Genomic DNA, 25,421 nt, shown 5'->3' with positions numbered 1-25,421 from the left:
TTACATCCTCGCCATCATTTCCAAAAATGACTCGTGTGTTAACCACTCAGTATTATTTCCAGAATTATACTCAAAGCCGAGCTCTACAGGACTACCAACTTCTCCTAACTTATTCTTCGTAAAGTCAGCCTTATGAGCAAATTGAATAGTAGGACAGAGCACATAATGATCATCAAATTCCAATGTTAAATGAGAGTCATCAGAAGGACACATAATCTCATGAAGTTTCTCTCCAGGTCTTATACCAACAATTTTATGAGGTAAATCTGGAGCCATTGCTTTTGCTAATTCTGTCATATACATAGATGGAATTTTAGGTACAAAAATCTCTCCGCCCTGCATTCTTTCAAAATTTTTGAGTACAAATCTAACTCCCTCTTCTAATGTAATTAAAAAACGAGTCATTTTCTCATGTGTAATAGGTAGCTCAGTAGCTCCTTCATCTATCAACTTCTGAAAAAAAGGTATAACCGAACCTCTACTACCAAGCACATTACCATAGCGGACAACGGCAAATCTTGTCTTTCTTGATCCGACCATATTATTTGCAGCAACGAATAGCTTATCGGATGCTAGCTTTGTAGCACCATATAAATTAATTGGATTAGCGGCCTTGTCAGTAGATAGCGCTATGACTTTTTCGACATTATTTGATAATGCAGCCTTTATGACATTCTCTGCGCCATGTACATTAGTCTTGATACATTCCATAGGATTATACTCAGCTGCTGGAACCTGCTTCTGAGCTGCTGCATGGATCACATAATCAACACCGTGCATAGCTTCTTTTAGCCTTTCACCATCTCTAACATCACCAATAAAATATCGCATACAAGGATCATTAAACTCTTGAGACATCTCAAACTGTTTTAGTTCATCTCTACTAAAGATGATTATTTTTTTAGGTTTATATTCAGACAATAATATCTCTGTGTACTTTTTACCAAAACTACCTGTACCACCAGTTATTAATATACTTTTATTATTGAACATCCTCGACCTAGCAAATGAAATAAGAATAAATATAATTATATATTTTCAAAAATTGAATAGCTATAAAAGAGTATGTCAAAAATCATGATACAGTTTATTCATCTCTCATAAAGCAAAATTTTAGGCAACCGCGAGTTAATGATTAATCAGAAAATATTTAAAACTGTTAAGTAATTTCCAAAAATGGAAGGTTCTTACAATATTTCATCATAAGAAAGTTCTTTAATCTCACACTCTCCATTTTCTGAATATATCTTACATTTTTTCACAGGCTTGCTATATATATGTAAAGAATATGCTGTTTCTAATCCTCTATTTTGTATACTATGTATCTCAGTATCTTTTGCTTCATAAATGTAACCACGTTTAACTTCTGACTCAGATAGTGCCAAAAATTCATCTCTATTAAAGCCATATAAAACGTTTGTTAACCTCCCTTGAATCAAGCTCACATAACATTCTTGAAGATTATGATCATGAATATAGGATCTTGATGCAAGAGGCCATCTCAGTAATAAAACCTCTATGAGAGAATCATTATACAGTGATGTCCTAGTATATTTAACAGAATCATTACGACACAAATTCAATAAATCATCATCAATCAAGCTTATTATCTGTTTCATAAGAGCTTTTAGATCATATTGGTTACTTTTACAGCGTTCTTTAATCAGTTTTAGCTTATTACTCATCTTAGCTATTCCAAATATCGAAGCTATCATTAATATGCTTGACAAATTTGCCAACACCTACTTGGTACTCATCTTGACCTGATAGATCTTTTTTTAAATTAGGATAAGCAATACCAAAACCATAGACATTTTCAACTATTTCACCAGTTTCTTTATTATAGTCTCGATTATTATTTCTATTGATTTTAAGTTTTCGTCTTTCAAAACCTATTGAGTAAATAGCTTTATTGACTACTGGTAAATATCTTTTAAGATTATGTTCATCATACTTCACTCTAATCAAATTTGCCAATAAGTTCTGCTCTAAAAACTCTCTTGACCATTCAGCGGCTACACCCTTTAAACCAGTATTATCATTTATAATCCCGTCTGGAGTATCAAGCGCATACTTTATATCTTCAATATAAAAGTTAACAATCTTTTTGACATTGTTTTCAACTAACGACTTAAGGATTAAAATAGCTGAATGTGACGATCCAAAAACTGCTACCGTATCATCTGCCGATATCACTTTAGATAATCTACTTGGATCAAGAGCAATATCCAAACCGATCTCTTGTACATCTTGATATAATGCTTTCTTCGGCTCAGCGCCAATTGCAACTATTGCTTTATTGCTTGTTATCTTTTGACCATTATCTAATGTTATAGTTACATTTTGGTCAGTAGATTTCACATCTATAGCCAACTGATTATATATATTTACCTTAGTTATCAATACTTTTGTTGAATATTCAAGAGGCTTTACAATATCATTGAGATAACAAGTCTGATCTTCTGGCATTTTAAAAATATCAAAATCACTTTGTCTTTTTTTCAAATCAAAAGACTCATAAGCCAGTAAGAAGTCTTTAACCCTCTTTACAGAAGTATTACCTGAAACATTGCGCCATTTTTTCCCTAGATCACCAACACAGAAATCTGAACATATCCAATGAATATTTTTACCACCCACATTCTCATCCAGAAGCTTAGCTATAGCTGTTATGCCAGCTACACCTCCACCTATTACAGCCCACTGTTTTGTCATAACCAATCCTCAACCATAATACCTTTGAACTTTATTCACAAATATATCTAACTCTCCTTTCAATAAATCATTAACACCAGCAGCTGCCTCTCTACCACCTCCGGTGGCGAATTGTGAGCAAATATCAGCCGCACCAAATGGTTTATTTTTTGGAGCTCTTAGACTTATGAGATAATTACCACTATCTTTTGTTGTTGCAATTATGATAGCTTTATCGCGATACTTATTTGCCAAATCATTGCCTAAAGTCCCGCTGACTCTTCTTGCCCAAGGTTGATTAGGGAGTTTAACTAACTTAAGCTTATTAAAATCCTCAATATCTAGATTATCTAGATTTTTACTGTCATCCTCATAACCTTGTTTCAATTTATAAAAGCAAGAGTGTTTATCAGCAATCACATCAAATGGAGTCTCATACTTTATTAACTCATGATACAAGTCAGCTGGATGATAATACAAATCATCAATCGTACTACCATAGCCATTATAGTTAATTAAAACACCTAACTCTTTTAGCTGAGCTTTTTGCTCACTATTCAATTTAAGCAAATCTGCCTCATTGTCTGCTATATGATGTAGATTATCCCCATAAGCTGCTGCAATAGCCCAGAGATGATATTTTTTATCTAAACTATTACTGACTATTAGCGCAGTACAAGTATCTGCTGATGTGTCTATGTGAGCTTTTAGTCTTGAATTTGAGATTAGCTGATCAGCCTGATGATGATCAAAATAAGTTATCTGACTGACATAGTGTAGTAGCCTTTCTATATCTTGATAATTCTTATCATACGAAATATCTAACACTATCACAACTGCATCGTTAGCATCCTGATTAGAAACATCTTTACATAGAGAAATATCTCTTTTGACCCCTGTTATTAGTGTATGGCTATTACTAGCTACTGGCAATGCCTTGCGTAGCTGAATAAGTGATAATATCCCATCCGCATCACCGTTGAAAATATCTATATACATTACATATACCTTAGATTTTATTATTTGAAATTAGATAGTCAAAAATCTGCCCTGCACAATCTTTTATAGATTTTGCTTCTGTTTTAATATGTATTTTTGGATTTATTGGTTTTTGATATGGTGATGTTATGCCTGTGAAATCTGCTATTGCACCTGCTCTTGCTTTTTTGTACAAACCTTTGGGATCCCTATTTTCACATTCTGATAATTCGGTATCTATAAAAATTTCAACAAAGTTATTCTTGCCAATAAGCTCTCTTGCTTGCTCTCTATCGGATATATATGGCGAAATAAAAGCTGTACTAACTATAATCCCAGCATCTACAAAAAGCTTCGCAACCTCAGAAATGCGCCTAATATTTTCAATACGACTGGTCTCATCAAAACCCAGATCTCTATTAAGTCCATGACGAATGTTATCACCATCTAGTATATAAGTATGATAGCCTTTTTGATGTAGTATACGATCAACAGCATTTGCGATAGTTGACTTACCAGAGCCACTTAACCCTGTATACCAAAGCACTAAGGCTTTATGATTTTTATGCTTAGCTCTTTCATCAGTTGAGACACTAGTATCATGCCAAACGATATTTTTGCTCACTTATATCTCCATTAATATAAAGGATAAATTATAGGTATCATAACACAGCAGGATACTACATATATTATTGAAACTGGCACCCCAGTTACGATAAAGTCCCGCCACTTATAGTTTGCAGCATTCATTACCATCAGATTAGTTTGATAACCATAAGGAGTCAAGAAACTTGCAGACGCCGCAAACGCCACCCCAAGCACCACGGGAAACACATTGATACCAACACCTAATGCTAGATTATATGCAACTGGAAACATCAATGCAGCGGCAGCATTATTGGTTATAAATTCTGTCAGTAATATTGTAGTGATGAAAATTCCCACAAATATAACTATGGCAGAATGTCCTGCTAAATATGTACGCGAAAAATCAGCAATAGTAGCTGCTAAACCAGTATTATTCATACTCGTAGCGATACATAATGAACTAGTCACTATCAACCAAACTTCAGTAGGGAAGCTATTTTTGATCTCATTGATAGATATACTCTTAGTTAATACCAAGATACCTAATAATATAAGCATCCCAGAAAACAGTGAATCCCCAGAAAAAACAGAATAAACAATAACAGCAATAAAACCAAATATCACCAAAGCCTCACGCCAGCCTGTAATCACTCTTTTAGGCTCTACACCTTTTATGACCAGAAAGTTTTGGGATATATTAGCTCTACCTCTAAAATCATCGCCTGTAGCCAATAACAAAAAATCTCCAGCTTTGATAATTAGCTTACCAAGCTTACCAGAAATTTTTTCACCATCTCTACGTACAGCAACTACAGCAGCATCAAATTTTGATCTAAACTCAATTTCTTTGAGACTTTTACCAACTATACTCGAATCTTGCTTAACAAGAATTTCTGTTAGCTGAAAAGTATCAAAACCCTCTGTTTGAGCATATAGTTTTAGACCATCAAACTGATTTAATATCGAAACTTTTTGGATATCTCCAGAAAATAATAACTTGTCTCCCTCTGCAAGAATATCATGAGGTTTAACAGGACATATCCTATCACCATTCTTGGTTATAATTTCAGCAAGAAATAAGTCCTCGAGATGTCGTAATCCAGCTTTTTCAATACTTTTGCCAATAAATGATGATTTAGCAAGCACTTCGGCCTCAACCATATAGCTATTATAGCTATTAATTTGGGGTTCTTTTTTTGGCAGAAATTTACTAGTAAAATATAATGTTATGCAACCGAATACAGTTACCACAGCTCCGACAATTGTAAAATCAAAGAAACCGAAACCTTTAGATCCAGTCGCAGCTGAGTACATACTACTAATAACCAGATTTGTTGAGGTACCAATCAAGGTCAAAGTACCACCCATAATAGTTGCATATGACATCGGTATCAAAAGTCGCGATGGTAGTACTGCTTTTGAGTTATTGATAGCTTTGATAAGAATAGCTACAACTGCGGTATTGTTTAGAACTGATGATGATAGTGCCGAAATACTCAAAACCTTTATTAGAGTTTTTTTCTCCGTCTTGGCAATCAGTAGATTTTGTAACTTCCGTAATACACTTGTTTTTTCAATCACTGATGCAAGTATCATGATGATTACTAATGTAACCAAAGATGCATTAGATGCATTACCTAATAGCTCTTTTTGGTTAACCCAACCAAAAGCAAAACAAGCAAACATCACCACACCAAAAATCATCAATGTCTTGTGCTGATAAAAGCACAACAACACAAGCATAACAACAATTATCAAAAATAGTAAAATAGCACTCATATAGCTAATCTCTTAAGTTTTTAGCTCCCCAATGAGGAAAATGCTTACGGATAAGAGCATTTAATTCCAACTCAAACTCTGAGTGATTATGAGAATGATCTCTAAGTTCTCCATCTGCAAGTGGTTTGATAATCATACCAGCACCAACAGTTGCATTAGATAATCTATCTATAACTATAAACGCACCAGTAGCTCTATTTTTTTGATAATCATCAAAACAAACAGGCTCAGACAATTTTAGCTCAACTGCACCTATTTCATTTAGATCCAATTTACCACAATCAATATCTTTTAGGATATTTATGTCTGTTTTGTAATTAAACTTACTTACCGAACCTGTCACTTGCTTAGTCAAAAACTTGACATAATAACCTTTATCTTCTGTCAAAGGTTGCTCATGCATCCAAACAATATGAGCTTTAATGTTAGATGACACATGCGAGATAGAATCCTTATGAACAATCATATCACCACGACCAATATCAATCTCATCATTTGTTGTTAGAGTCACGGCTTGCCCAGCCTCTGCAAATTCCAGGTCTCCATCAAATGTAACTATAGACTTGATTGTAGTAATCTTACCACTAGGCATAACTCGGATAGTATCTCCTAGACTAACCTCACCTGAAACGACAGTCCCCTGAAACCCTCTAAAATCCGAATTAGGTCGACAAACTAGTTGCACTGGAAATCTAAACTCATCACTATCAGAATGGTCTACTTTCATAGTCTCTAAATAATGCATCAATGCCGATCCTCTGAACCATGGCATATTTTCACTTTTAGTAACTACATTATCACCCTTTAGCGCAGATATAGGTACAAATCTAATATCTGGTATCTCAAGACTTCCTGCTAGTTTTATATAATCATCTTGGATTGATTTATAAACTTCTTGTGAATAATCCACTGCATCCATTTTATTTACAGCTACTATCACATGCTTAATACCCAAAAGAGAGCATATGAAACTATGTCTGCGTGTTTGGGTTTGTACTCCGTTTCTAGCATCTACAAGGATTATCGCCAAATCACAGTTTGATGCGCCTGTTGCCATATTACGCGTGTACTGTTCATGCCCAGGAGTATCAGCTATGATAAATTTACGCTTATCAGTAGAGAAGTATCTATATGCTACATCTATGGTAATACCTTGCTCTCTCTCAGACTGTAAGCCGTCGACAAGTAATGCTAAGTCAATTTGATCGCCTTGTGTACCAACTTTCTTACTATCCTCTGTAATAGCAGCTAGCTGATCCTCAAATATCATCTTACTATCATGTAAGAGCCTTCCAATTAAAGTACTCTTACCATCATCAACACTTCCACATGTGATAAACCTTAATAATTCTTTTTGCTCATGTTGTTTAAGATACTGTTCAATATTTGTTGCTATTAAATTTGATTGGTGTGACATTATTTTACTCCTTGACGCAAGTTAGTAGTTTTGAGTGAGTAGTTAGTATGAGTTCAGATAAAACAAGTGTTTTCGACCTGCTTTATTACTTACTTTTACCACACACTATCGACCACTAACTTCTTTCAATATATTTTTCTTTAAAGCTCTTAACATTCTAAATATTTCGTAGAGCTCATCTTTCCAGGCTAACCCTATAGCTTTATCTATATATCCAATTTCAATTCCAATATAAATCTGGGTTACAAGCTCTGATAATGATCCCTCTGATATATTTACAAACCTTGCTCTATCTTTATAGCTATCCTTTTCCATACCTTCAGCAATATTTGATGCTACAGATAAAGAACTTCTGGTAATCTGATCTTTAAAACTAAAGTCTTTTGATTCTGCAAAGTACTTATATATATCAGCATTTTCTCTACAAGATCTTTTCCAAACTTCTAAGCTCTCTCATTTCATTGACCACTCTACCCATTATCGACTTATTACTTAACTCTGAGCACTGCTTCTACCTACTATACACTAATTGCTACATACCTTTTAATTTCAAAGAAATTAAAAATACCCCTCAATTTTCTTCTTCTCCATCGAGCCGGCACTATCTTTATCTATAGCTCGACCTTGGCGCTCAGATGTTTTGGTTAGTAGCATTTCTTGGATAATCTCTGGTAAAGTATCCGCTCCTGACTCTACAGCTCCAGTTAATGGATAACAACCTAATGTCCTGAATCTAACCTTTTTATTTACAGCCCTTTGTCTTAGTTCAATAGGTGTCCTATCATCATCAACCATCATCAAAATACCATCATGCTCAACTACAGGTCTTTCTTTAGCAAAGTATAAACTTGGGATCTTGATATTCTCCATATAAATATATTGCCAAATATCTAACTCAGTCCAGTTTGAGAGTGGAAAGACTCTGATACTCTCACCTTTGTCTACCATACCATTATAGATATTCCACAGCTCTGGCCTTTGATTTTTTGGATCCCAGCGATGATTCTTATCTCTAAATGAAAATACTCGCTCTTTAGCTCGCGATTTTTCTTCATCACGACGAGCCCCACCGAATGCAGCATCATATTTACCTTTATTCAGAGCTTGCTTGAGTGATTGAGTCTTCATAATATCAGTATGTTTTGCACTACCATGTGAGAATGGCCCTACACCTTGATCAATCCCATATTGATTAATATGTACCAAAAGCTCAAAATCATATTCTTCTGCCATATTATCTCTAAACTCTATCATCTCTTTGAACTTCCATGTAGTATCCACATGAAGCAAAGGAAATGGAATCTTACCAGGATAAAAAGCCTTACGCGCCAAATGAAGCAATACTGACGAGTCTTTACCTACAGAATATAGCATCACAGGGTTCTCAAACTGTGCAACTACTTCTCTAAATATCTGTATTGACTCATTTTCAAGTTTTTTTAGATGTGTTTGCATTGATATACTTATATATTAGTTAACATTAAGTTTATAACGTTATTATATCCTCAAGTTGATTAATAGTCACAGATATACCTAAAATATTGTCAAAGAAATTCAGAATTATTTAAAAAACTAACAGATTTAAAACTAAAACCTTAGATAAATCTTATCAAAAATAAATCAACTAACTAGACCAGTAAAGTTACTACTAGTTAAAAAAATATTATAAGGAAGAAGAGACATAACTAATCAAAAAAATAGAAATAGCATAAATAAAACAGGCCAAACAATTAATACTTCGAAACCTTATCCAAGGAATATTCGTTGATATAACTGTTCGGAGAAAATCAGATAAGTTTACTTGAGATGCTGATAAATATTGCTATGACAGCTACCAAGATCTTCAAAATAGCCTACTAACACCCCTAAAAGCTTAAAGGAAGTTCTTTAAGTATATAGCAAAAGAGTTATAGATCGCTTATTATTTTGTATAATAGGTGAGTTTTATAGAAATTTTGGTATAACCCTAATCTTAGGCTTAGTTTAGTAGCCGGGATCATTAGTCTATAAAATAAACTCTAAAATAAAATACCGCATAGTAGTAATAGATCCTTAAATACTTATTTCGCAAAGTACTTAGTATACAAGCTATATATACTAGATTCATACTTTATATTTTTATCTTCAAGTTACCTATTTCAATAACCAAGCCCAAATATTTTCGATAATTAGAACTACATGAATCTAAAAGCTCTTACCTAACCCTATTAATAAATATTCTAATAAATTTCATACCCAACCGAAACGGTTTCATTAACCGCCATCCTTTAGAACGATAAATACAACTAAGCTCTGATTTATAAGCTTCAGCTTCCAATTTATAAGCAGTTAGCTCATTTTTTAAACTTAGTATCACATCATCTTTCAAACCAAGATTAATATCTAAATTTCTTACCTGTTCATTAAGAGATACAACAATATTACTGTCAACATAACATTCTCGAACTTCATACATAGAACGGTTCAGCTTTATTAGCTTTAACTTTCCAATAACCTTTTCATAAAAACTATTCATCCTAATAGATCTAGATTCACTAACTTTTTCACAAGCCGGAACCCTATATATAGAGGTTACTTTATCAACAGGTTTAAAATCACTAATACTCGAGTACCTTAACCACAGATCCCAGTCTTCAAGACTGTCAAGCTCAACATCAAATCCACCTAAAGCATCAAATAAACTTCTTTTAAATAAACATGACTGAATAGGTATATGATTAACATATGTAAACTCGATAACATTGAATTTCTTAACAGATTTTGTAATTAGATTTAAGTCAACAGATTTATCATAATATTGATAGACACCTGATAATAATTCATAATTTGTTGGCCACTCGAAGCTACTGGAGTAAACAGCATCAAAGCAACCATGTTTACCAATCTCTCCAACCAAAACCTCTATATGATCAGCGAAAAACAAATCATCGTCATCCAAAAATACAAAATAGTCACCTGAAGCATTATTCAAAGCAACATTTCCTGTTACACAACGGCCAACTTTGGCACAAGAAAAATATTTAATCCTAGAATCATTATAACTCTCTACCAATGACTTTAATGAATCACCACCATCTTCAACAACAATTATCTCAAAATTTTGGTACGTTTGATTCAAAACAGAACGAATAGCATCATTAAGAAAATAATCTCTACCCTGATAACTTCTAATCAAGACTGACACTAGCTTACAGGCAGAAACATTATCACATTTGTAAAATGCCCCTTCTCTAACCACCTCATAATCCCAATCATCGATAAACTTAGCAACATTTTTATCTGCATAATTATTTTCACTAAAATATTTTCTATTTTTTTGATAAAGCTTAAAGTTATTTATAAGCTCCTCCCAAGCAATACTTGGATGGTGGAAGCTTGATATTAAATGTTTATAAGCTATTTCACCAGTCTCAACATCATTAGCTGTACCATATCTTAATCTTAAATATAAGTTAGAAAGAGTAGAGCCTAAAAACTGAACTTTCTTAAACTTGTTATCTTCATATGTATAATGCCAGCATACGGCATTAGGACAATATTTAATTCTAAAACCGTGAGCTCTAAATCTCCACGAAAGTTCGACATCCTCTCCATACATAAATATTTTAGGCTCAAACCCTCCGACGATATCTAGTGCAGATTTCCTAATAAGAATACACGCAGCACTCGACCAAGTAGTTTCTAATGTAACAGGATCATAAATTTTAGGATGTTCATAAGGTTTCTGCCTCATTTCCCAAGATACAATATCTTCTCCATCTTGTTTAGCACATTGAACGAGATTTAAAATTGAATCATCCTCATAACTTAAATCCACATTAGAAACTAATACAAACTTAGACTTACAAAATCTAAAATTAGAATTATGCCCATTACCAAAGCCAACATTATTTTGTTCGATTATCTTATAACTTCTTAAACCGATACTCTCTATGATAGATCTCAATAAGTCTAGAGTATTGTCACTAGATCCATTATCTGTTATGTATAGATTAATCATATCTAGTGGATAATTCTGTTTAGAAAGGGACTTAACCCAATCATTTAACCATCTAGATGAGTTAAAAGTAACTATTGACAAATCTATCTGTATATCCATTTAAGATGTTCCTACCCTTTTTAAATTTATATGTTGCAGATTTATTAAGCTTGCCTTATCATATTTCTAATGAATGCCCTCTAAGGGCACTTAAGCAATTGTTTTGACATTGTAAAGTCACAACCAAGTCGCTTAACAATTAAACTGTTAAATTAAAATTACATTATACCGGGATCAATATGAATAACCAATTAAATTTTTTAAGATTTTTTGCAGCATTCTTGGTGTTATACGGACATGGGTATGTTTTGTATGGATTAACCCCAAACACCATACTATCTCACACGCTAGGACTTGCAATGTTTTTTTCCATTTCTGGGTATCTCATTTCTTATAGTTGGGATCGTGACCCGAGCTTCAAAAGATATTTTGCTCGCAGATCACTTAGAATTTTTCCTGCATTAATCATAATGCTTCTTATAACCACTCTACTACTCGGCCCCATAGTAACAACATTACCCATATCAGAGTACTTTAGTAGCTCCATTACGTGGTATTATATACTTAATAACAGCTTTTTACATATTCAATACTATCTCCCAGGTGTTTTTGAAAATGCTCACGTAAAGAATGCAATGAATGGATCATTGTGGTCACTACCTGTAGAGTTCTTTTGTTATATACTAGTTGCTGCTATAGGGTTTATATTTAGAAAAAAAGCAAAATATCTTGCTCTTCTTCTCCTAATCATAACAATTATACTTACTCTAGCTTGGGACCACCTTTTCAAATCACAAATAGTCTTCTACTACACAGATGTTCACTCTGCAGTCATTGTAAGCTGTTTTTTTTGGATGGGTGCTACACTACATCACTTTAAATTAAACAAATTATTTTCTTTTGAAGGTTTTGTAATTGGTCTTTTAATTATTATCTTCATGTATCAATTTAATAATAATATATTGAATGAAATACTAAAAATCATAATACTACCCTACTTGGTTCTAGCATTTGGATTTTCAAACGCAAATAAATTATCGATCTTTAACAAAGCTGACTACTCATACGGTATTTACATATATGCATTTCCAATACAGCAATCAATAATTTACATATTTCCGAATCTCTCATTTACCATGTATATGATTACATCTGCATTTTGTACATTAGCTATGTCAGTTTTTTCTTGGCATTGCATAGAAAAACATATTTTAAAATATAAACCTAAATAAGCTTTTTATCAATATAACATCTAATTTCATCAATAGTTTTAATACATTTTTTAAAAAATGTAAATAGTACTTTATAAAAATTCCTAGTTATTGTTTAATATAATTATTACATTATATTAACTGTCAGTGAATTATGAAAAAAATTACTAAAAAAGTTTTGTTACGCATGCCTCAACTAAGAAAATTAGTTATTCAGAGAAATTCATTATTAGATGAAAAGTATTCATTACTAAACGAAAAAGATTATTTAGTAAATGAAAGAAACTCTCTGCTAGATGAGAAAAGATTATTACTAAGCGAAAGAGATACTTTACTGAGCGAAAGAGATACTTTACTAACTCAAAAACAAGATCTAATTGATGAAAGAGATCTACTCATACAAAATAACGCTTCTCTTTCAGATGAGGTGAATCAGTACAAGAAATTTGTTCCTCCTGGTCACTTTTACTCTCCGATCCCATCAAATGAAGATATAGATTCATTTGTTAATGACTCTTGCGATTTAATAGATAATATACCTGGCATTGATTTGAATACTGAAAAGCAATTAGAGTTATTAAATAAATTTCATCAATATTATTTGGAGCTACCTTTCTCTGACAATAAAACTAAAAATTTGCGTTATCACTATATCAATCCTGCGTACTCATACTCTGATGCAATTATGCTATACTCAATGATTAGATATTTAAAACCAAATAACTTAATTGAAGTAGGATCAGGATATTCTTCTTGTGTTACTTTAGACACAAACGAGTTATTTTTTGATAATCAAATTAATTGTACATTTATTGAGCCATATGCAGACCTACTCAAATCCCTAATCAATCCAGATGACGAGTCTGCTAAAATAAAAATTATTGAAAGAAAACTACAGGATGTACCATTAGATACATTCAAAAATCTTAAAGAAAATGATATTTTGTTCATAGACTCGACTCATGTATCCAAGCTCAATAGTGATGTTAATTATTTTATACATGAAATTTTCCCTGCTTTGAACAGTGGCGTGTACATTCATATACATGATGTCTTTTATCCTTTCGAATATCCTAAGCACTGGATATCAGAAGGTAGAGCATGGAATGAACAATATATTTTAAGATCATTTCTACAGTATAATGACAAATTTGAAATTGTGCTATTCAATACTTACCTTACTTCATTTTTTAAAAATGAACTTATTAAAAAATTCCCATTACTTTATAAAAATCAAGGCGGTAGTATTTGGCTTCGAAAAAAATAAGAACTATCTTCAAACTCACTGGCATGAGTTACCGCTTGTACCCTATTCATTAAGTAATTGTAAAAATCTTATGATTAAAATAATAAAAATATCTTTTTACTAATAATGTCAGTTTATTTATAATTTTTAACTAGTAAAACTATCTTTTTTATCTAAATATTTCAATTTATATTTCCAATAGTTTTTTTACAAAAGATATAGTTAGTCACAATGGTTTTAATAATTTCCACGTACAAGAAGTCTATATTTTTCTAATATATATTACGCAACATTGTTTTACTATCCCTCACATTTAAGTAAGTTTTTCATAACAAAAATCTCTAATATTAGTTTATCGACTATTTATTCGTTCTAATTTTACGAACAACTGATCTAGCAATTCTCATTAAAAATCTAAATGGCTTCATAAGCTTCGAGCCTTTTGAGCTGTATATGCGATTTATCTCAGCTTTATAATCATCAACTTCTTTAGTTAAATATGCTACTTGATTATCTAGTTTGTGTATTTGAATATTTTGTTCATGTATTTGAATACTTTGCTCTTGAATTTGAATATCTTGCTCTTGAATTTGAGTATCTTGCTCTTGAATTTGAGTATCTTGCTCTTGAATTTGAGTATCTTGCTCTTGAATTTGAATACTTATTCTCTGTAATGTAGATTTTCTTTCATTGGTTACCGCATTTATACAGTGGTCTATATGTGATAAATAGTAGTTTTTTAACTCTTCTGAACAGCCAATACGACTATAATACTTTAGTAGTGAAGTGAATAGAGTTAGAGCCATGAGCGATCTTTGCTTATCCCCAATAAGAGAATGTATGCCATATCGATGTTGTCTATGAACACAAGATTTCACATCTTTCATAAACTTACCCTTACCATAATGTGATAATAGCGACCATATAAACATATCTCCAATCATTGTAAAATTAAACTCTGGTGGAAATTCTTCAATAACATTCCTAAATACTGTTGTAAGAGTATTAATAGGAGATCCTCTTTGCATCTCATGACTCGTCAAATCATTAGTAGCGCCACCAACATAATCATCAACAGGTATGCCATCAGCATCAATGGTTCTAACACCAGTATAACAAATCACATACTCAGGATTAGCCTCAAGAAAATCAACTTGCTTTTGTAACTTGTGAGGGTCTGTCCAATAGTCATCTCCGTCACATAGAGCTATGTATTTGCTTTTGGCCTTTTTCATGATTACTTGAGATGCTTTTATACCCTTACTATACTGATTTTCGCTTTCATATATCGGTTTTATGATGTTAGGATAATTTTTCTCATACCCTCTAATAATATCTGCTGTTCCATCTATCGATGCATCATCTCTAATAATTACTTCAAAAACAAAATCTGTTTCTTGCATCAAGAAGCTATCAAGTGCTTGAGCTATATATTTTTCATGGTTATAGGTTACACATAGTATTGATATAAGAGGGTTAATTCCTTTTTTTTCCCATTTTTTTATAATTTCTGACTCTTCTTTATAAAACATCTTTTTTACTTAACCTTTATTCCTTTTCTTCTCATTTTTTATTGCCTATACTCATAAATGCCATCTAAGACTTTCTCTACTTCTTCAATCAAACATTAAAGGGTTACCATACTTTTTAAGGTAAATTTCTCCTATAGTTTTAGAGCCTAAAGCATTCAAATGCTGCTTATCTCTATATAAAGGAGTTCCATCCATGAATGTATTACATGATTCACTATCACATATTGCTTTTTTAGGGTCTATAATTATAATCTTATATTTTGTTTTTAGCTCTGTAATATATTTTGAAAATCTTTCCTGTTTGTCAATAACATTTTTGAGACTAACTTCACATCTATTTAAAAGATTGTTTATTGGTTGCAAACCACACATAGCGATGGAGTCGGTGTTTAGATGAGGTATGTCAAGCATTACGATAGGAATAACATTCTTTTTATTACTCCACGCTATTACATTTTTTATATTTTTATAGTTGTTTATGTTAGCAGTACCCTCCCAAGAGCCTGCTAGAATAACATACTTAAACTTTCCTGATGCTATAAGTTCTTTTATAAGCATATTTCGGTCTTCTTTATTTCCCCAAGCAAAATCTTTTGGTGTTGATATCGGCCATATTGGAGCTGTTGATGGTTGAGTAACAATATATGCACTTTGACTTATGTTATCTAGCCATACCTTAATCATATTCATATCTGACCTAGCATGTGAATCGCCAGCAAGTAAGTATATTGGTTGTACAGAAGTATCTCCAAGAGTGCAAATATTTGCTGGAGGAGGGATTGAAGAGCCTGTTTTGGATGTATTAAAACATGCATCATATTGTTTATATCCGAAAGAACGATCGAATATATCTGAAGGAGCATTAAGCTTAATAAACCCAAAGTTGTTAATATATTTACTACCTAAAGCAAAACAACATGCGATGGCTATTGGAATTATCCATAATATTATAAGTGTCTTTTTAAATGATGCCTTAAACTTATACCTAAACGGCTTCTCCACAAATAAATAAGTCAATGTAGCCAATACAATACTTATAGTCAGTACGATCAATTTAACTAAATGTGTCTTCTCTATACTTAAATAATTTAAATACGCAATAATTGGCCAATGCCATAAATATAATGAATATGAAATCAAACCTATAAATACAATTGGCTTAATCGATAAAAACCTATTAACTAAAGTATTATATTTTTCATTACAACCAGCATATATATACAATACCGCTCCAACACATGCAATAACTGTCCAATTACTTGGATAAGACACATCCTTAAACAATATTGGATACAACATAAGCAATATCGAAATAATTGATAGTAACTCAAGTATTAACTTGTTACTTGTTGGCTTATATTTTGTAACATAAATAGCAAGTGCACATCCAAACAAAAGCTCAAAGGCCCTTGTTAATGGAAAATAATAAAACCTCTCATGATTAAAGTAATCATATATCTCGAAATAACTAAAATATCTAAAACAAAATAAAGATAAAACTATAAGTATTAGACTTATAATCAAATACTTATCAAAATTACTCAACGCTTGTTTATCTTTCCAACCTATTCCTATATATGCATTAAAAGCAAATATTAAAAATAAAGGCCAAAATATATAAAATTGTTCCTCAATTCCTAAGGACCATGTGTGTAATAAAGGTATTACCGTCGCATCTGTACTAAAGTAACCAAAACTTAATGTCTTAAAAAAATATAAATTTGAAAATGATCCCAATGCACTTACTAACGATTTAGAGTAATTCTTTAAATCTTGTGGTAACAATATCAACCATGCAAAAATCGTAGAAAATATTAATACAGTAATTAAGGCTGGAAGTATTCTTCGCATCCTTCTTAAATAAAAGTTCTTTAATGAAAAACTTTTATTCTCTAAATCTCTAATAATAATACTAGTAATTAGAAAGCCTGATATAACAAAAAATATATCAACTCCCAAAAATCCAGACTTAACTAAAGTTATATCAAGATGAAAAAATACTACCGATAATACCGCAACAGCTCTTAAACCATCTATGTGTTTATAGTATTTCATATTTATCATTTGAATTTATTTATACTACCTTTATGAAGGAAAGATAAATTATACCCAAAATCTTCATATGGCTTTATTATATTATATTTATTTAAATAATAAAGGAGAGTCTCTTTTTGCCAATCCTTTAAAGACTCAAACCTTTCTTTTGGGGTAAGTTTTTTGTCATCTTGTTTATGTTTATTAATTTCACCTATCTTATAAAGATTATTTAAATATTCATCAGTTACATCTACTTCATTATTTGTCAATTTTAAAATCAAAGCTTTTAATATTTCTGGTTTTGAAGTCACATCCTCCATTTTAACTTCACCCATATAGTTAATAAATGGAATATTTTGAATACTTTTCATTGCATCAAGATCAAGCCTTAAACTTCCTAGAACTCTAGCAGCTCCAATAAAAGCCAAATTTTCATAATCACCAACTAGTAAGTTATATTTATCATTTAAATAATAAATAAAATCTTTATCTTCTAAAATTTTGCCTGTCGTCCAATAAAGCTCGTTAATATCCGTTTTAAATAGATCTTTAAACTGTCCATATCCTGACCATACCAAGTCAATTGGATTTCTAATAAGATTAACAACATTAAATTTTCTTGTTGCATTCCCAAATTTTTCATATTGAATAGGCAAGTCTCTCAATCTATATAGATGAACAGATCCATAAAACTTAGCATCATCATAAGCCTCTATAAAATCATAGCTTTCATCAATAGCTCTATCTTGTCTGTTTTTATAGCCCTGATGAAATTTTTTTAGCTTATCTCTAATATCATTAGAGAGCTTTTCATCTAGTAAATTTGCTGCACTATGGGATACTATAATATTTTGATGCTGGCTTAGTACATATGCAAGCCAATTGCTCGCACTCCACCCATGACAAGTTATAATAAAGCGTTTTCTCAACTCTCCATCTCCAATATTGCATAGCCAAAACCTGTTTTACCAAATGTATTCCCATTATAAATCATATATCTTTTCCCATTATGATTATATACAAACGGATACTCGATCATCTCACTATCCCAACCGCTTTCACTAATATCGATTCCAACATCCTCATCTTTCCTTATCCAATCAATGCCATTAGCAGACTCTGCATATCCTATGCGATAACTACTATTCTTATTAGTTCTATAGTTTTGAATATTCCTATGAGCATACCACATTTTATAAGTATCACTATCTTTAAGCACACATGCTCTAACTATCCCACATTCATTTTCATCTTTATAATCTATCGCTACTTTACCTTCTCGCTTCCAATCAATTCCATTATTGGACTCTGCATATTTTATATGATAGAAAGGCTCACTTTTTCCATCATACTCCACCCATTTTGTATTAGAAAGATACCACATTCTCCAGATACCATTCTCTCTTAGTATATATGGCACAGCACTATAATATGGCTCAACATAATTCCTATCAAACAATGGCCCTTCAGAAAATTTATTAAAAGTTACCCCTCCATCTTTGCTAATAGCTAAGCCTATAGAGTTATGGTATGCAATTGTATTTCTTACATTCCAACCAAGATAATACATCCACACTTCATCACCCACATCAATAACATGCGATGGCATAGCACCGCAATCATCAAACATCCCGGCTTTTCCCAGTGTTATAACTGGTTTATCGTGAACATACAAAATTTCGCTAGGATCATCTGCATTAACCTCAATATATGAGATATTAGTTCTATTTAAAGTATCTCTCGTAGCAAAATAAATTCTTAAAATGTCTTGACTTACTTTATATACAGTTGGTACTGATGCGTGTGTTTTATTCCATTCAAATTTACCATCAGGAACATAAATTAACCCTTTTTTTTGCCACTTCATTATATACCTCTTAACCTGTTGCTAGGGACTCTTGATTTCTCTGTCTCTTTTGGAGAGAAAACAGATTTATTATCAGTATCTGATAGTATTATAGAACCAGCTCCTATAACATTTTCAGCTCCAATATCCACATTATCTCTGATAGTAGCATTGACCCCTATAAAACTATACTCACCAATATTTACACTTCCCGACACTACAATATGAGATGCCAAAAAACAATGATCTCCTATAGAACTATGGTGTCCAATATGATTACCACTCCATAGTACGCAATTATCTCCTATTTTAGTATAAGGTTGAATCACATTATTCTCAAATATAAAGCAATTTTCTCCAATAGGTGTATTATAATATATAGCTTTTGAGCTTATGTAACTGACGCACTCATAGCCTTTTGCTTTAGCATCATAAAATTTATCAGCTCTTAGCTTATTTACTTTTTTATAACTAATGGGTATAAACATCTTATACTCACTAGGGGAGTATTTTTCTAATAAATCTTCATAAGCTACTACTGGCAAGCCATGAAAATTACTTATAACTAGAAACTCTTTATCAACAGTAAAAGCAACTACCTCATGCTCACTATCGTTGGTCAAATAAAAATATGCTATTTCTGCTATTTGACCAATTCCAAAAACTACTACTTTTGCCATATCATGTCCTAAACTAACTTATAATTTGAAAGCATCTCTTGAATTTGCTTAATATCATTAAACATCAAAACATCTATGATTGAAAGGTGTGAGCAAAATTCATCACAAAATTGTGCGTATTCAACAATATTAGATTCTATAAAATTTAAGCTTATACCTTTATCATGAAATGCTTTTTTATCATAAAGCTCTTTACCACCAATCGCATTTATATAAATATCTGCATCCAATACCTTACAAATTTGTAATATTTTACCCTGACCTCTAAGATTATTGTCTTTGTGAAGATTACTAGACCTTATAAACCTAGTATCTATACCGATATAATTAGATATACTTTTTATTAAGTTCTCCAAAAATAAGGCTAAATTTTCTTCTTCTACAAGCATTATCTTTTCCAATAATCCATAAACATCACGAAAATATGGAGCTTTAGAGTAAGCTTGTTTAATTATTTTTAATATATTCGGTTTATTATTACCCATGTAAATTTCATTAATAAGCTTATTCTGACTAGCTCCTAAGAGCTCTAAAGTAAATCTATGAGGCCTATTACCAAGTAAGATATTATTTCTATTTATGTAACCTTTTTTTATAAAGTTCACATCGTCATATATAACAAAAATATCTACAGCTTTTATAAGTTGCCAATAGCCAATGTAAGGAAAAAAATAGGGCTGCATTACTGCAACTTTCATAAGCTATCCTTGATAATTGATATTATTTGATCTTGCACTCTTTCTGCAAGTCCATGATAAATAGGCAAACACATTATTCTTTTTGATATATCCCTAGATATTGACATATATTGTTTTGGCTCTATATAACTAAGAGTATCTAATGATGGGTAAAAGTACCGTCTAGGGAAAATATTCTGACCATTTAACGCATTTTGTACTCTTTTGAGCTCTTCTTCTGACTTAAACAATACAGGAAAGTAACTATAATTCTCCGTAGCGTTAGAATTAAACTCTTGAAAGTTGATCAAACCTTGTAGCTCTAACTTATACTTATCTGCAATAATTTTTCTAGAGTTATGAATAAGTTCTATATCATCTAAAACACATAGGCCCATTGCGGCTTCAAATTCGTTCATTTTTGCATTAGTGCCTAAATGTGGGATTTCTTCAGCATTCTTGATGCCAAAGTTTATTAGAAATCTTGCTCTCTCAGCGAGCTCATCATTACTTGTGATAAGCGCTCCTCCTTCAATAGTATGGAAAAGCTTAGTGGCATGGAAACTCAATGTAGATATATCGCCATAATTTAGAACACTTTGACCTTTGAACTTTACGTCAAAAGCATGTGCGGCATCGTATACTACTTTTAGATTATATTCTTTAGCAATTTTATCAATCGCCACAACGTCACAAGGATTACCAAATACTTGAGTAGCAACTATTGCTGTTGTATTTGGTGTTATTTGATCGATTATTTTATTTGGATCAATGTTAAATGTCTTCTCATCAATATCAACATATATTGGCTTGATACCATTAGCCACCAATGAGCTTGTAGTCGCCACAAATGAAAATGGCGTAGTTATCGCAAAATCTCTAACTCCAAGAGCCCTATATGCTATTTCTAAAGCTACAGTACCATTAGATACCAAAACTATATTTTTAACACCTAGATACTTTGCTAAACGTTGTTCTAGTTCTCTTACTAGAGGACCGTTATTTGTAATCTGTCCACTAGTATATACCTGATCTATATATTGCTTATATCTATCAATATTAGGTAAGTATGTTTTTGTTACGTTTATCATATACATTCCCATTTCATATTCATGATATAGCAGAATATTTGCTATAATTTTACTGACTTATTTTCATGCACACTAAAGTCTTCGGCAACTTCTATTCCAAAAAACCTACCTAACTTTATCCATTTGCTGTCATCTTCAAGATTTAAGCATATTAATCTATTTTTATCATTCTCACTAAAAAATCTTTGTACTTCTATATTATGCAAGTTATAAGTATCAATATATTTTTCCTTAGCTTCCAATAAATCTAGTCCATTTATCCAGTCTATATTTACATTGGGTTTTTTAGACAACAACTCTAAGCCCCTGCCATATATTTTAGCATGAACTAAATCTCTTCCTAAGCTTCTACCATTAGAGTGAGATATCATCGATCTGAACCATTTCTCTGGATCTCTCTTAATCAAAATAAATTTACTTTTTTTAAACCTATGAAATAAATATTTATAAAAGTCAGGAGAGAACCATGGGCCATCCTCAAACACTTGTGAGTTACAAAAATCCTTACTAGCGAATATATCCTCAAACTGCCCATTGTACCACTTAACACCCCAGTCATTTCTTTGGCATGACGAATCACCAGCTACAGAATATCCATGATTAGAAAAAAAATGACCTGTCGATGTTGTCCCATTTCGTTGAAATGATATACAAAATATTTTACTATTCTCAAATTTGTCCTTACCTGCATATCCAGGCACTGAACTTAAGGCATTAGTGCAAAGGCCTTCTGATTGTCCATACACTATATAGTGCACTAATGGGTTAACTTTTGTTATCCCAATATCAGGATTTTGGGATATATAAAACTTAGTATCAAAGTCAACACTAGGATCTCTACCCTCTATTGCACCATAATTCAAATAATGATCTATTGGACAGCATCCAGAATCTTTCACATCAGGATACCTATTATGATAATAATCAACATCAAATAGACCACTTTGTTCAATTATCTGCTTATCATCGATCTTCTGTTCTTTTTTGATATCTATTTTTCTTTTCATTGATAGACTAATTAGTAACTTATTTATTATTTTTTTACATGAAAGTGGTATTAAATCTTTAAGGATTTTCAAAATAACTCCTCATGATATATTCGATTAGTATGAAAAGTATCTCAAAATAATGTTACAACTTCCAGGATAATTTAACTAATAGTAGCTTCAACTAATCAATGCTTTATAATCGTTAATAGATGTCCTTATTTTTGCAAATAAAAATCTCGATGCACATAAACTCCTGTTAAACTCAAATGTTGGCAATCAGCACATATCGATATTTTATTTATCTGAATTGAAAGAATTGTTGGAACTTTTCTGCAAAGTTAACCGACCTCTATAATGTTTACTTTTGGAAAAAGATCAACTTTTGACCAAAGCCTAACTTTAGGTCTCATCAATACTTTAAAAATACAAGCATCTGGCACCACATCGAGAAACTCAGCAGCTTGATTAACGATAACTGGTGTTGAAATATGGGAGCACAATGAGTATGTATTTTCTTGGAGCGGTAGTTTCAATCCATACTCCACAATAAATCTTTGCCCTGCTGTATTCTCTAGTAATTTCTTTCCTGCTTGAGGAATACCACATGCTACAAGATTTATTTTTTTATCATCTAAAATCTGAAAATTGACAGAAATTGGCTTGTTTGTTGAGCTCTCTATATATATCTTTATCTTAACTTCTTGGTTAAACTCTGCTTCGATAACTGGCTCATCATTCATATCAACCAACTCAACATAGGTTATTCTAGCTCCACCACTCCCATATCTAAATGGCGCTACATTTTTATCAAAGTCGTCGGATGTTTTAAATATCTCATCTGCTGCTTGCTCTAACTTTTGGACATCCTTATCATGATTAGATTTATTTATATTATCAAATGTTGCTGAAGTTCTAGTAAATTTCCTATACTCTTCATTTAGATTCTCACGCATCTCTCTAATGTATAACTCAGCAACATCACTCGCCTTGCCTACAGCATGAACAACACCATTCTTCAGGTATACCCCCCTATTACACAGACTTTTAACACTACCAATATCATGACTTACAAATAGAACTGTAGTCCCCTTCTGTCTAATCCTGTCCATAGCTGTCATACATTTAGCTTGGAAATTCATATCTCCAACCGCTAATGCTTCATCTACTATCAATATATCTGGCTCAACATTTATTGCTACCGCAAATGCTAAACGCGCAAACATCCCACTCGAATACCCTTTAACTGGTTGATATATAAACTCTCCAATATCGGCAAATTGCTTAATAGCTTCGACCTTGGGCTCCATTTTCTCTCTGGCCATACCCATAAGCAAACCTTGGAAATAGATATTCTCCAAACCCGTGTACTCAGGATTAAAACCCGCCCCTAATTCTAGTAATGAGGCAATACGACCATTTATTTGTACTGAGCCACTACTCGGAGTAAGAACCCCTGTAATTATCTTCAACAAAGTTGACTTACCAGCTCCATTACCACCTATGATACCTACAGTTTCTCCTTTTTTGATTTCAAAGCTGACATTATTTAATGCATAGAAATCATGATGATACTTTTTCTTAAAAGGATGTATAGCCTCTTTAAACCTATCTGTATGATTATCATATAGCTTGTAAGTCTTTGATATATTCTCTACTTTAATCGCAATATCATTTCTCATTCTATAATACATCCGCAAAGTGTGGTTTAAGTTTTCTAAACATTGACATACCTAAGGTGACAAAAATAATTAATAGAACTATATTATATAGAGTCAATAACGGCTTATCCCAAAACCAGACATGATTGATCATACTATCTCTATACCCTGACACTACATAGTACACTGGATTTAGATTCATTATAAACTGATACTTAGCTGGCATCATACTCAGTGGCCACATAATTGGAGTCAACCAAAAGAAAAACTGAAGCAGTACAGCCACAATCTGACCCACATCCCTAAAGAATATAACTACAGAGCTTGTAAACCATGATATCCCTAATGCTAATAGAAAAGCAAACAAAGAATAGTATATTGTCTGTAACCAATAAATCGATGGATAATGACCATACAAAATAAACATCAAGAACAAAAAGAATAAGAAAAACATATGAATAAAGAGCGCTGATAGTATAGGCACTATCGGCAACAACGAAACCCTAAAAACTATCTTCTTTACTAAATACTGGTTAGCTAGTACAGCATTAGTCCCGCTTGATAATGCTTCTGAGAAAAAAAACCAAGGTATCATTGCAGCTATCAACCATAAAATAAACGGAAGCCCTTGCACAGGCTGACTTCTAAAGCCAACAGAAAATACAAACCACATAATAAGTATAGTAATCAGTGGTTGAACAAAAGCCCAAACTATTCCAAAGAAGTTATTAAGATATCGATCTTTTAAATCGGTCTTTGATAGCGATAATAAAAGATATCTACTATTATATATTTCTCGTAAAAATCTTATATACTTCATATTGCTTATACCAAATAAAATTCAATAGTTTCTTTAAACATTTTCTCAAAGTCTTGTGATGGTTTCCAACCTAGCTGGTTCTGAATCTTACTATTATCTATAGCATATCTCCAGTCATGTCCTTTTCTATCTTCGACAA

Annotated in this window: 22 protein-coding genes and 1 pseudogene; 2 read left to right on the top strand and 21 right to left on the bottom strand. The window is 32.2% G+C overall.

Features of this window, described 5'->3' with window-relative positions:
• The 10 genes and pseudogenes from pseB to F3D59_RS09265 all read right to left on the bottom strand — a co-directional run bounded on the left by pseB (nucleotide 1) and on the right by F3D59_RS09265 (nucleotide 11,555).
• On the bottom strand, nucleotides 1-993 hold the full coding sequence (gene pseB / locus F3D59_RS09310; protein ID WP_150464669.1) for a UDP-N-acetylglucosamine 4,6-dehydratase (inverting): 993 nt from the start codon (nucleotides 991-993) through the stop codon (nucleotides 1-3).
• 194 nt (nucleotides 994-1,187) lie between these two features.
• Nucleotides 1,188-1,685 (bottom strand): cysteine dioxygenase, encoded by a 498-nt coding sequence (locus tag F3D59_RS09305; RefSeq protein WP_191092470.1) that lies wholly within the window; start codon nucleotides 1,683-1,685, stop codon nucleotides 1,188-1,190.
• A gap of 1 nt (nucleotide 1,686) precedes the next feature.
• Nucleotides 1,687-2,715: an FAD-dependent oxidoreductase gene (locus F3D59_RS09300; RefSeq protein WP_150464667.1), complete on the bottom strand. Its 1,029-nt coding sequence runs from the start codon at nucleotides 2,713-2,715 to the stop codon at nucleotides 1,687-1,689.
• 9 nt (nucleotides 2,716-2,724) lie between these two features.
• Entirely contained in the window at nucleotides 2,725-3,693 is a 969-nt protein-coding gene (locus tag F3D59_RS09295; protein WP_150464666.1) for a DHH family phosphoesterase, read from the bottom strand.
• A gap of 10 nt (nucleotides 3,694-3,703) precedes the next feature.
• A complete protein-coding gene (cysC, locus tag F3D59_RS09290; RefSeq protein WP_150464665.1) occupies nucleotides 3,704-4,297 on the bottom strand; it encodes an adenylyl-sulfate kinase in 594 nt (197 codons plus the stop codon).
• Nucleotides 4,298-4,308: 11 nt separating this feature from the next.
• Entirely contained in the window at nucleotides 4,309-6,039 is a 1,731-nt protein-coding gene (locus tag F3D59_RS09285) for an SLC13 family permease (RefSeq protein WP_150464664.1), read from the bottom strand.
• A 4-nt stretch (nucleotides 6,040-6,043) separates the two neighbouring features.
• Nucleotides 6,044-7,456, bottom strand: a complete 1,413-nt coding sequence (cysN, locus tag F3D59_RS09280; RefSeq protein ID WP_150464663.1) for a sulfate adenylyltransferase subunit CysN — start codon at nucleotides 7,454-7,456, stop codon at nucleotides 6,044-6,046.
• Between the two features lie 105 nt (nucleotides 7,457-7,561).
• A pseudogene (locus F3D59_RS09275) lies at nucleotides 7,562-7,897 on the bottom strand (four helix bundle protein); the annotation flags it as partial.
• Between the two features lie 117 nt (nucleotides 7,898-8,014).
• The gene (gene cysD / locus F3D59_RS09270) at nucleotides 8,015-8,911 is read right to left on the bottom strand and encodes a sulfate adenylyltransferase subunit CysD (protein ID WP_150464662.1); all 897 of its coding nucleotides are present in this window, start codon (nucleotides 8,909-8,911) and stop codon (nucleotides 8,015-8,017) included.
• 739 nt (nucleotides 8,912-9,650) lie between these two features.
• Nucleotides 9,651-11,555, bottom strand: a complete 1,905-nt coding sequence (locus F3D59_RS09265) for a glycosyltransferase family 2 protein (RefSeq protein WP_150464661.1) — start codon at nucleotides 11,553-11,555, stop codon at nucleotides 9,651-9,653.
• A 179-nt stretch (nucleotides 11,556-11,734) separates the two neighbouring features.
• Between F3D59_RS09265 and F3D59_RS09260 the strand changes: the two genes are divergently transcribed.
• Both F3D59_RS09260 and F3D59_RS09255 read left to right on the top strand, forming a co-directional pair.
• Complete coding sequence (locus F3D59_RS09260; protein WP_150464660.1) at nucleotides 11,735-12,727, top strand: acyltransferase family protein; 993 nt, start codon at nucleotides 11,735-11,737, stop codon at nucleotides 12,725-12,727.
• Between the two features lie 133 nt (nucleotides 12,728-12,860).
• A complete protein-coding gene (locus F3D59_RS09255; RefSeq protein ID WP_224721186.1) occupies nucleotides 12,861-13,973 on the top strand; it encodes a class I SAM-dependent methyltransferase in 1,113 nt (370 codons plus the stop codon).
• A gap of 338 nt (nucleotides 13,974-14,311) precedes the next feature.
• Here F3D59_RS09255 and F3D59_RS09250 read toward each other — a convergent pair whose 3' ends face one another.
• The 11 genes from F3D59_RS09250 to F3D59_RS09200 form a co-directional block, all read right to left on the bottom strand.
• Nucleotides 14,312-15,484 (bottom strand): glycosyltransferase family 2 protein, encoded by a 1,173-nt coding sequence (locus F3D59_RS09250; RefSeq protein WP_150464659.1) that lies wholly within the window; start codon nucleotides 15,482-15,484, stop codon nucleotides 14,312-14,314.
• A gap of 84 nt (nucleotides 15,485-15,568) precedes the next feature.
• Nucleotides 15,569-17,539, bottom strand: a complete 1,971-nt coding sequence (locus F3D59_RS09245) for an acyltransferase family protein (protein WP_318010106.1) — start codon at nucleotides 17,537-17,539, stop codon at nucleotides 15,569-15,571.
• A 5-nt stretch (nucleotides 17,540-17,544) separates the two neighbouring features.
• Complete coding sequence (locus F3D59_RS09240) at nucleotides 17,545-18,450, bottom strand: hypothetical protein (RefSeq protein ID WP_150464657.1); 906 nt, start codon at nucleotides 18,448-18,450, stop codon at nucleotides 17,545-17,547.
• On the bottom strand, nucleotides 18,447-19,388 hold the full coding sequence (locus F3D59_RS09235) for a hypothetical protein (protein WP_150464656.1): 942 nt from the start codon (nucleotides 19,386-19,388) through the stop codon (nucleotides 18,447-18,449). Before F3D59_RS09235 ends, F3D59_RS09240 begins: the two co-directional genes overlap by 4 nt.
• Entirely contained in the window at nucleotides 19,388-20,047 is a 660-nt protein-coding gene (locus F3D59_RS09230) for an acetyltransferase (protein ID WP_150464655.1), read from the bottom strand. Before F3D59_RS09230 ends, F3D59_RS09235 begins: the two co-directional genes overlap by 1 nt.
• A gap of 8 nt (nucleotides 20,048-20,055) precedes the next feature.
• On the bottom strand, nucleotides 20,056-20,745 hold the full coding sequence (locus F3D59_RS09225) for a WbqC family protein (RefSeq protein WP_150464654.1): 690 nt from the start codon (nucleotides 20,743-20,745) through the stop codon (nucleotides 20,056-20,058).
• Nucleotides 20,742-21,821 (bottom strand): DegT/DnrJ/EryC1/StrS family aminotransferase, encoded by a 1,080-nt coding sequence (locus F3D59_RS09220; RefSeq protein WP_191092469.1) that lies wholly within the window; start codon nucleotides 21,819-21,821, stop codon nucleotides 20,742-20,744. Before F3D59_RS09220 ends, F3D59_RS09225 begins: the two co-directional genes overlap by 4 nt.
• Before the next feature lie 35 nt (nucleotides 21,822-21,856).
• Nucleotides 21,857-22,822 (bottom strand): sulfotransferase, encoded by a 966-nt coding sequence (locus F3D59_RS09215; RefSeq protein WP_191092468.1) that lies wholly within the window; start codon nucleotides 22,820-22,822, stop codon nucleotides 21,857-21,859.
• 320 nt (nucleotides 22,823-23,142) lie between these two features.
• Nucleotides 23,143-24,483 carry an ABC transporter ATP-binding protein gene (locus F3D59_RS09210; RefSeq protein ID WP_150464651.1) on the bottom strand — a complete coding sequence of 447 codons (1,341 nt, stop codon included), beginning with the start codon at nucleotides 24,481-24,483 and terminating at the stop codon, nucleotides 23,143-23,145.
• 1 nt (nucleotide 24,484) lies between these two features.
• A complete protein-coding gene (locus F3D59_RS09205; protein ID WP_150464650.1) occupies nucleotides 24,485-25,282 on the bottom strand; it encodes an ABC transporter permease in 798 nt (265 codons plus the stop codon).
• A gap of 5 nt (nucleotides 25,283-25,287) precedes the next feature.
• Nucleotides 25,288-25,421 (bottom strand): GDP-mannose 4,6-dehydratase (locus F3D59_RS09200; RefSeq protein ID WP_191092467.1); only part of this gene is annotated, 134 nt, incomplete at its 5' end.

Origin of the sequence: Francisella sp. XLW-1, from assembly GCF_008711455.1 — a bacterium.
GTDB classification, from domain to species: domain Bacteria; phylum Pseudomonadota; class Gammaproteobacteria; order Francisellales; family Francisellaceae; genus Francisella; species Francisella salimarina.
This window is presented reverse-complemented; position numbering and strand designations above follow the sequence as displayed.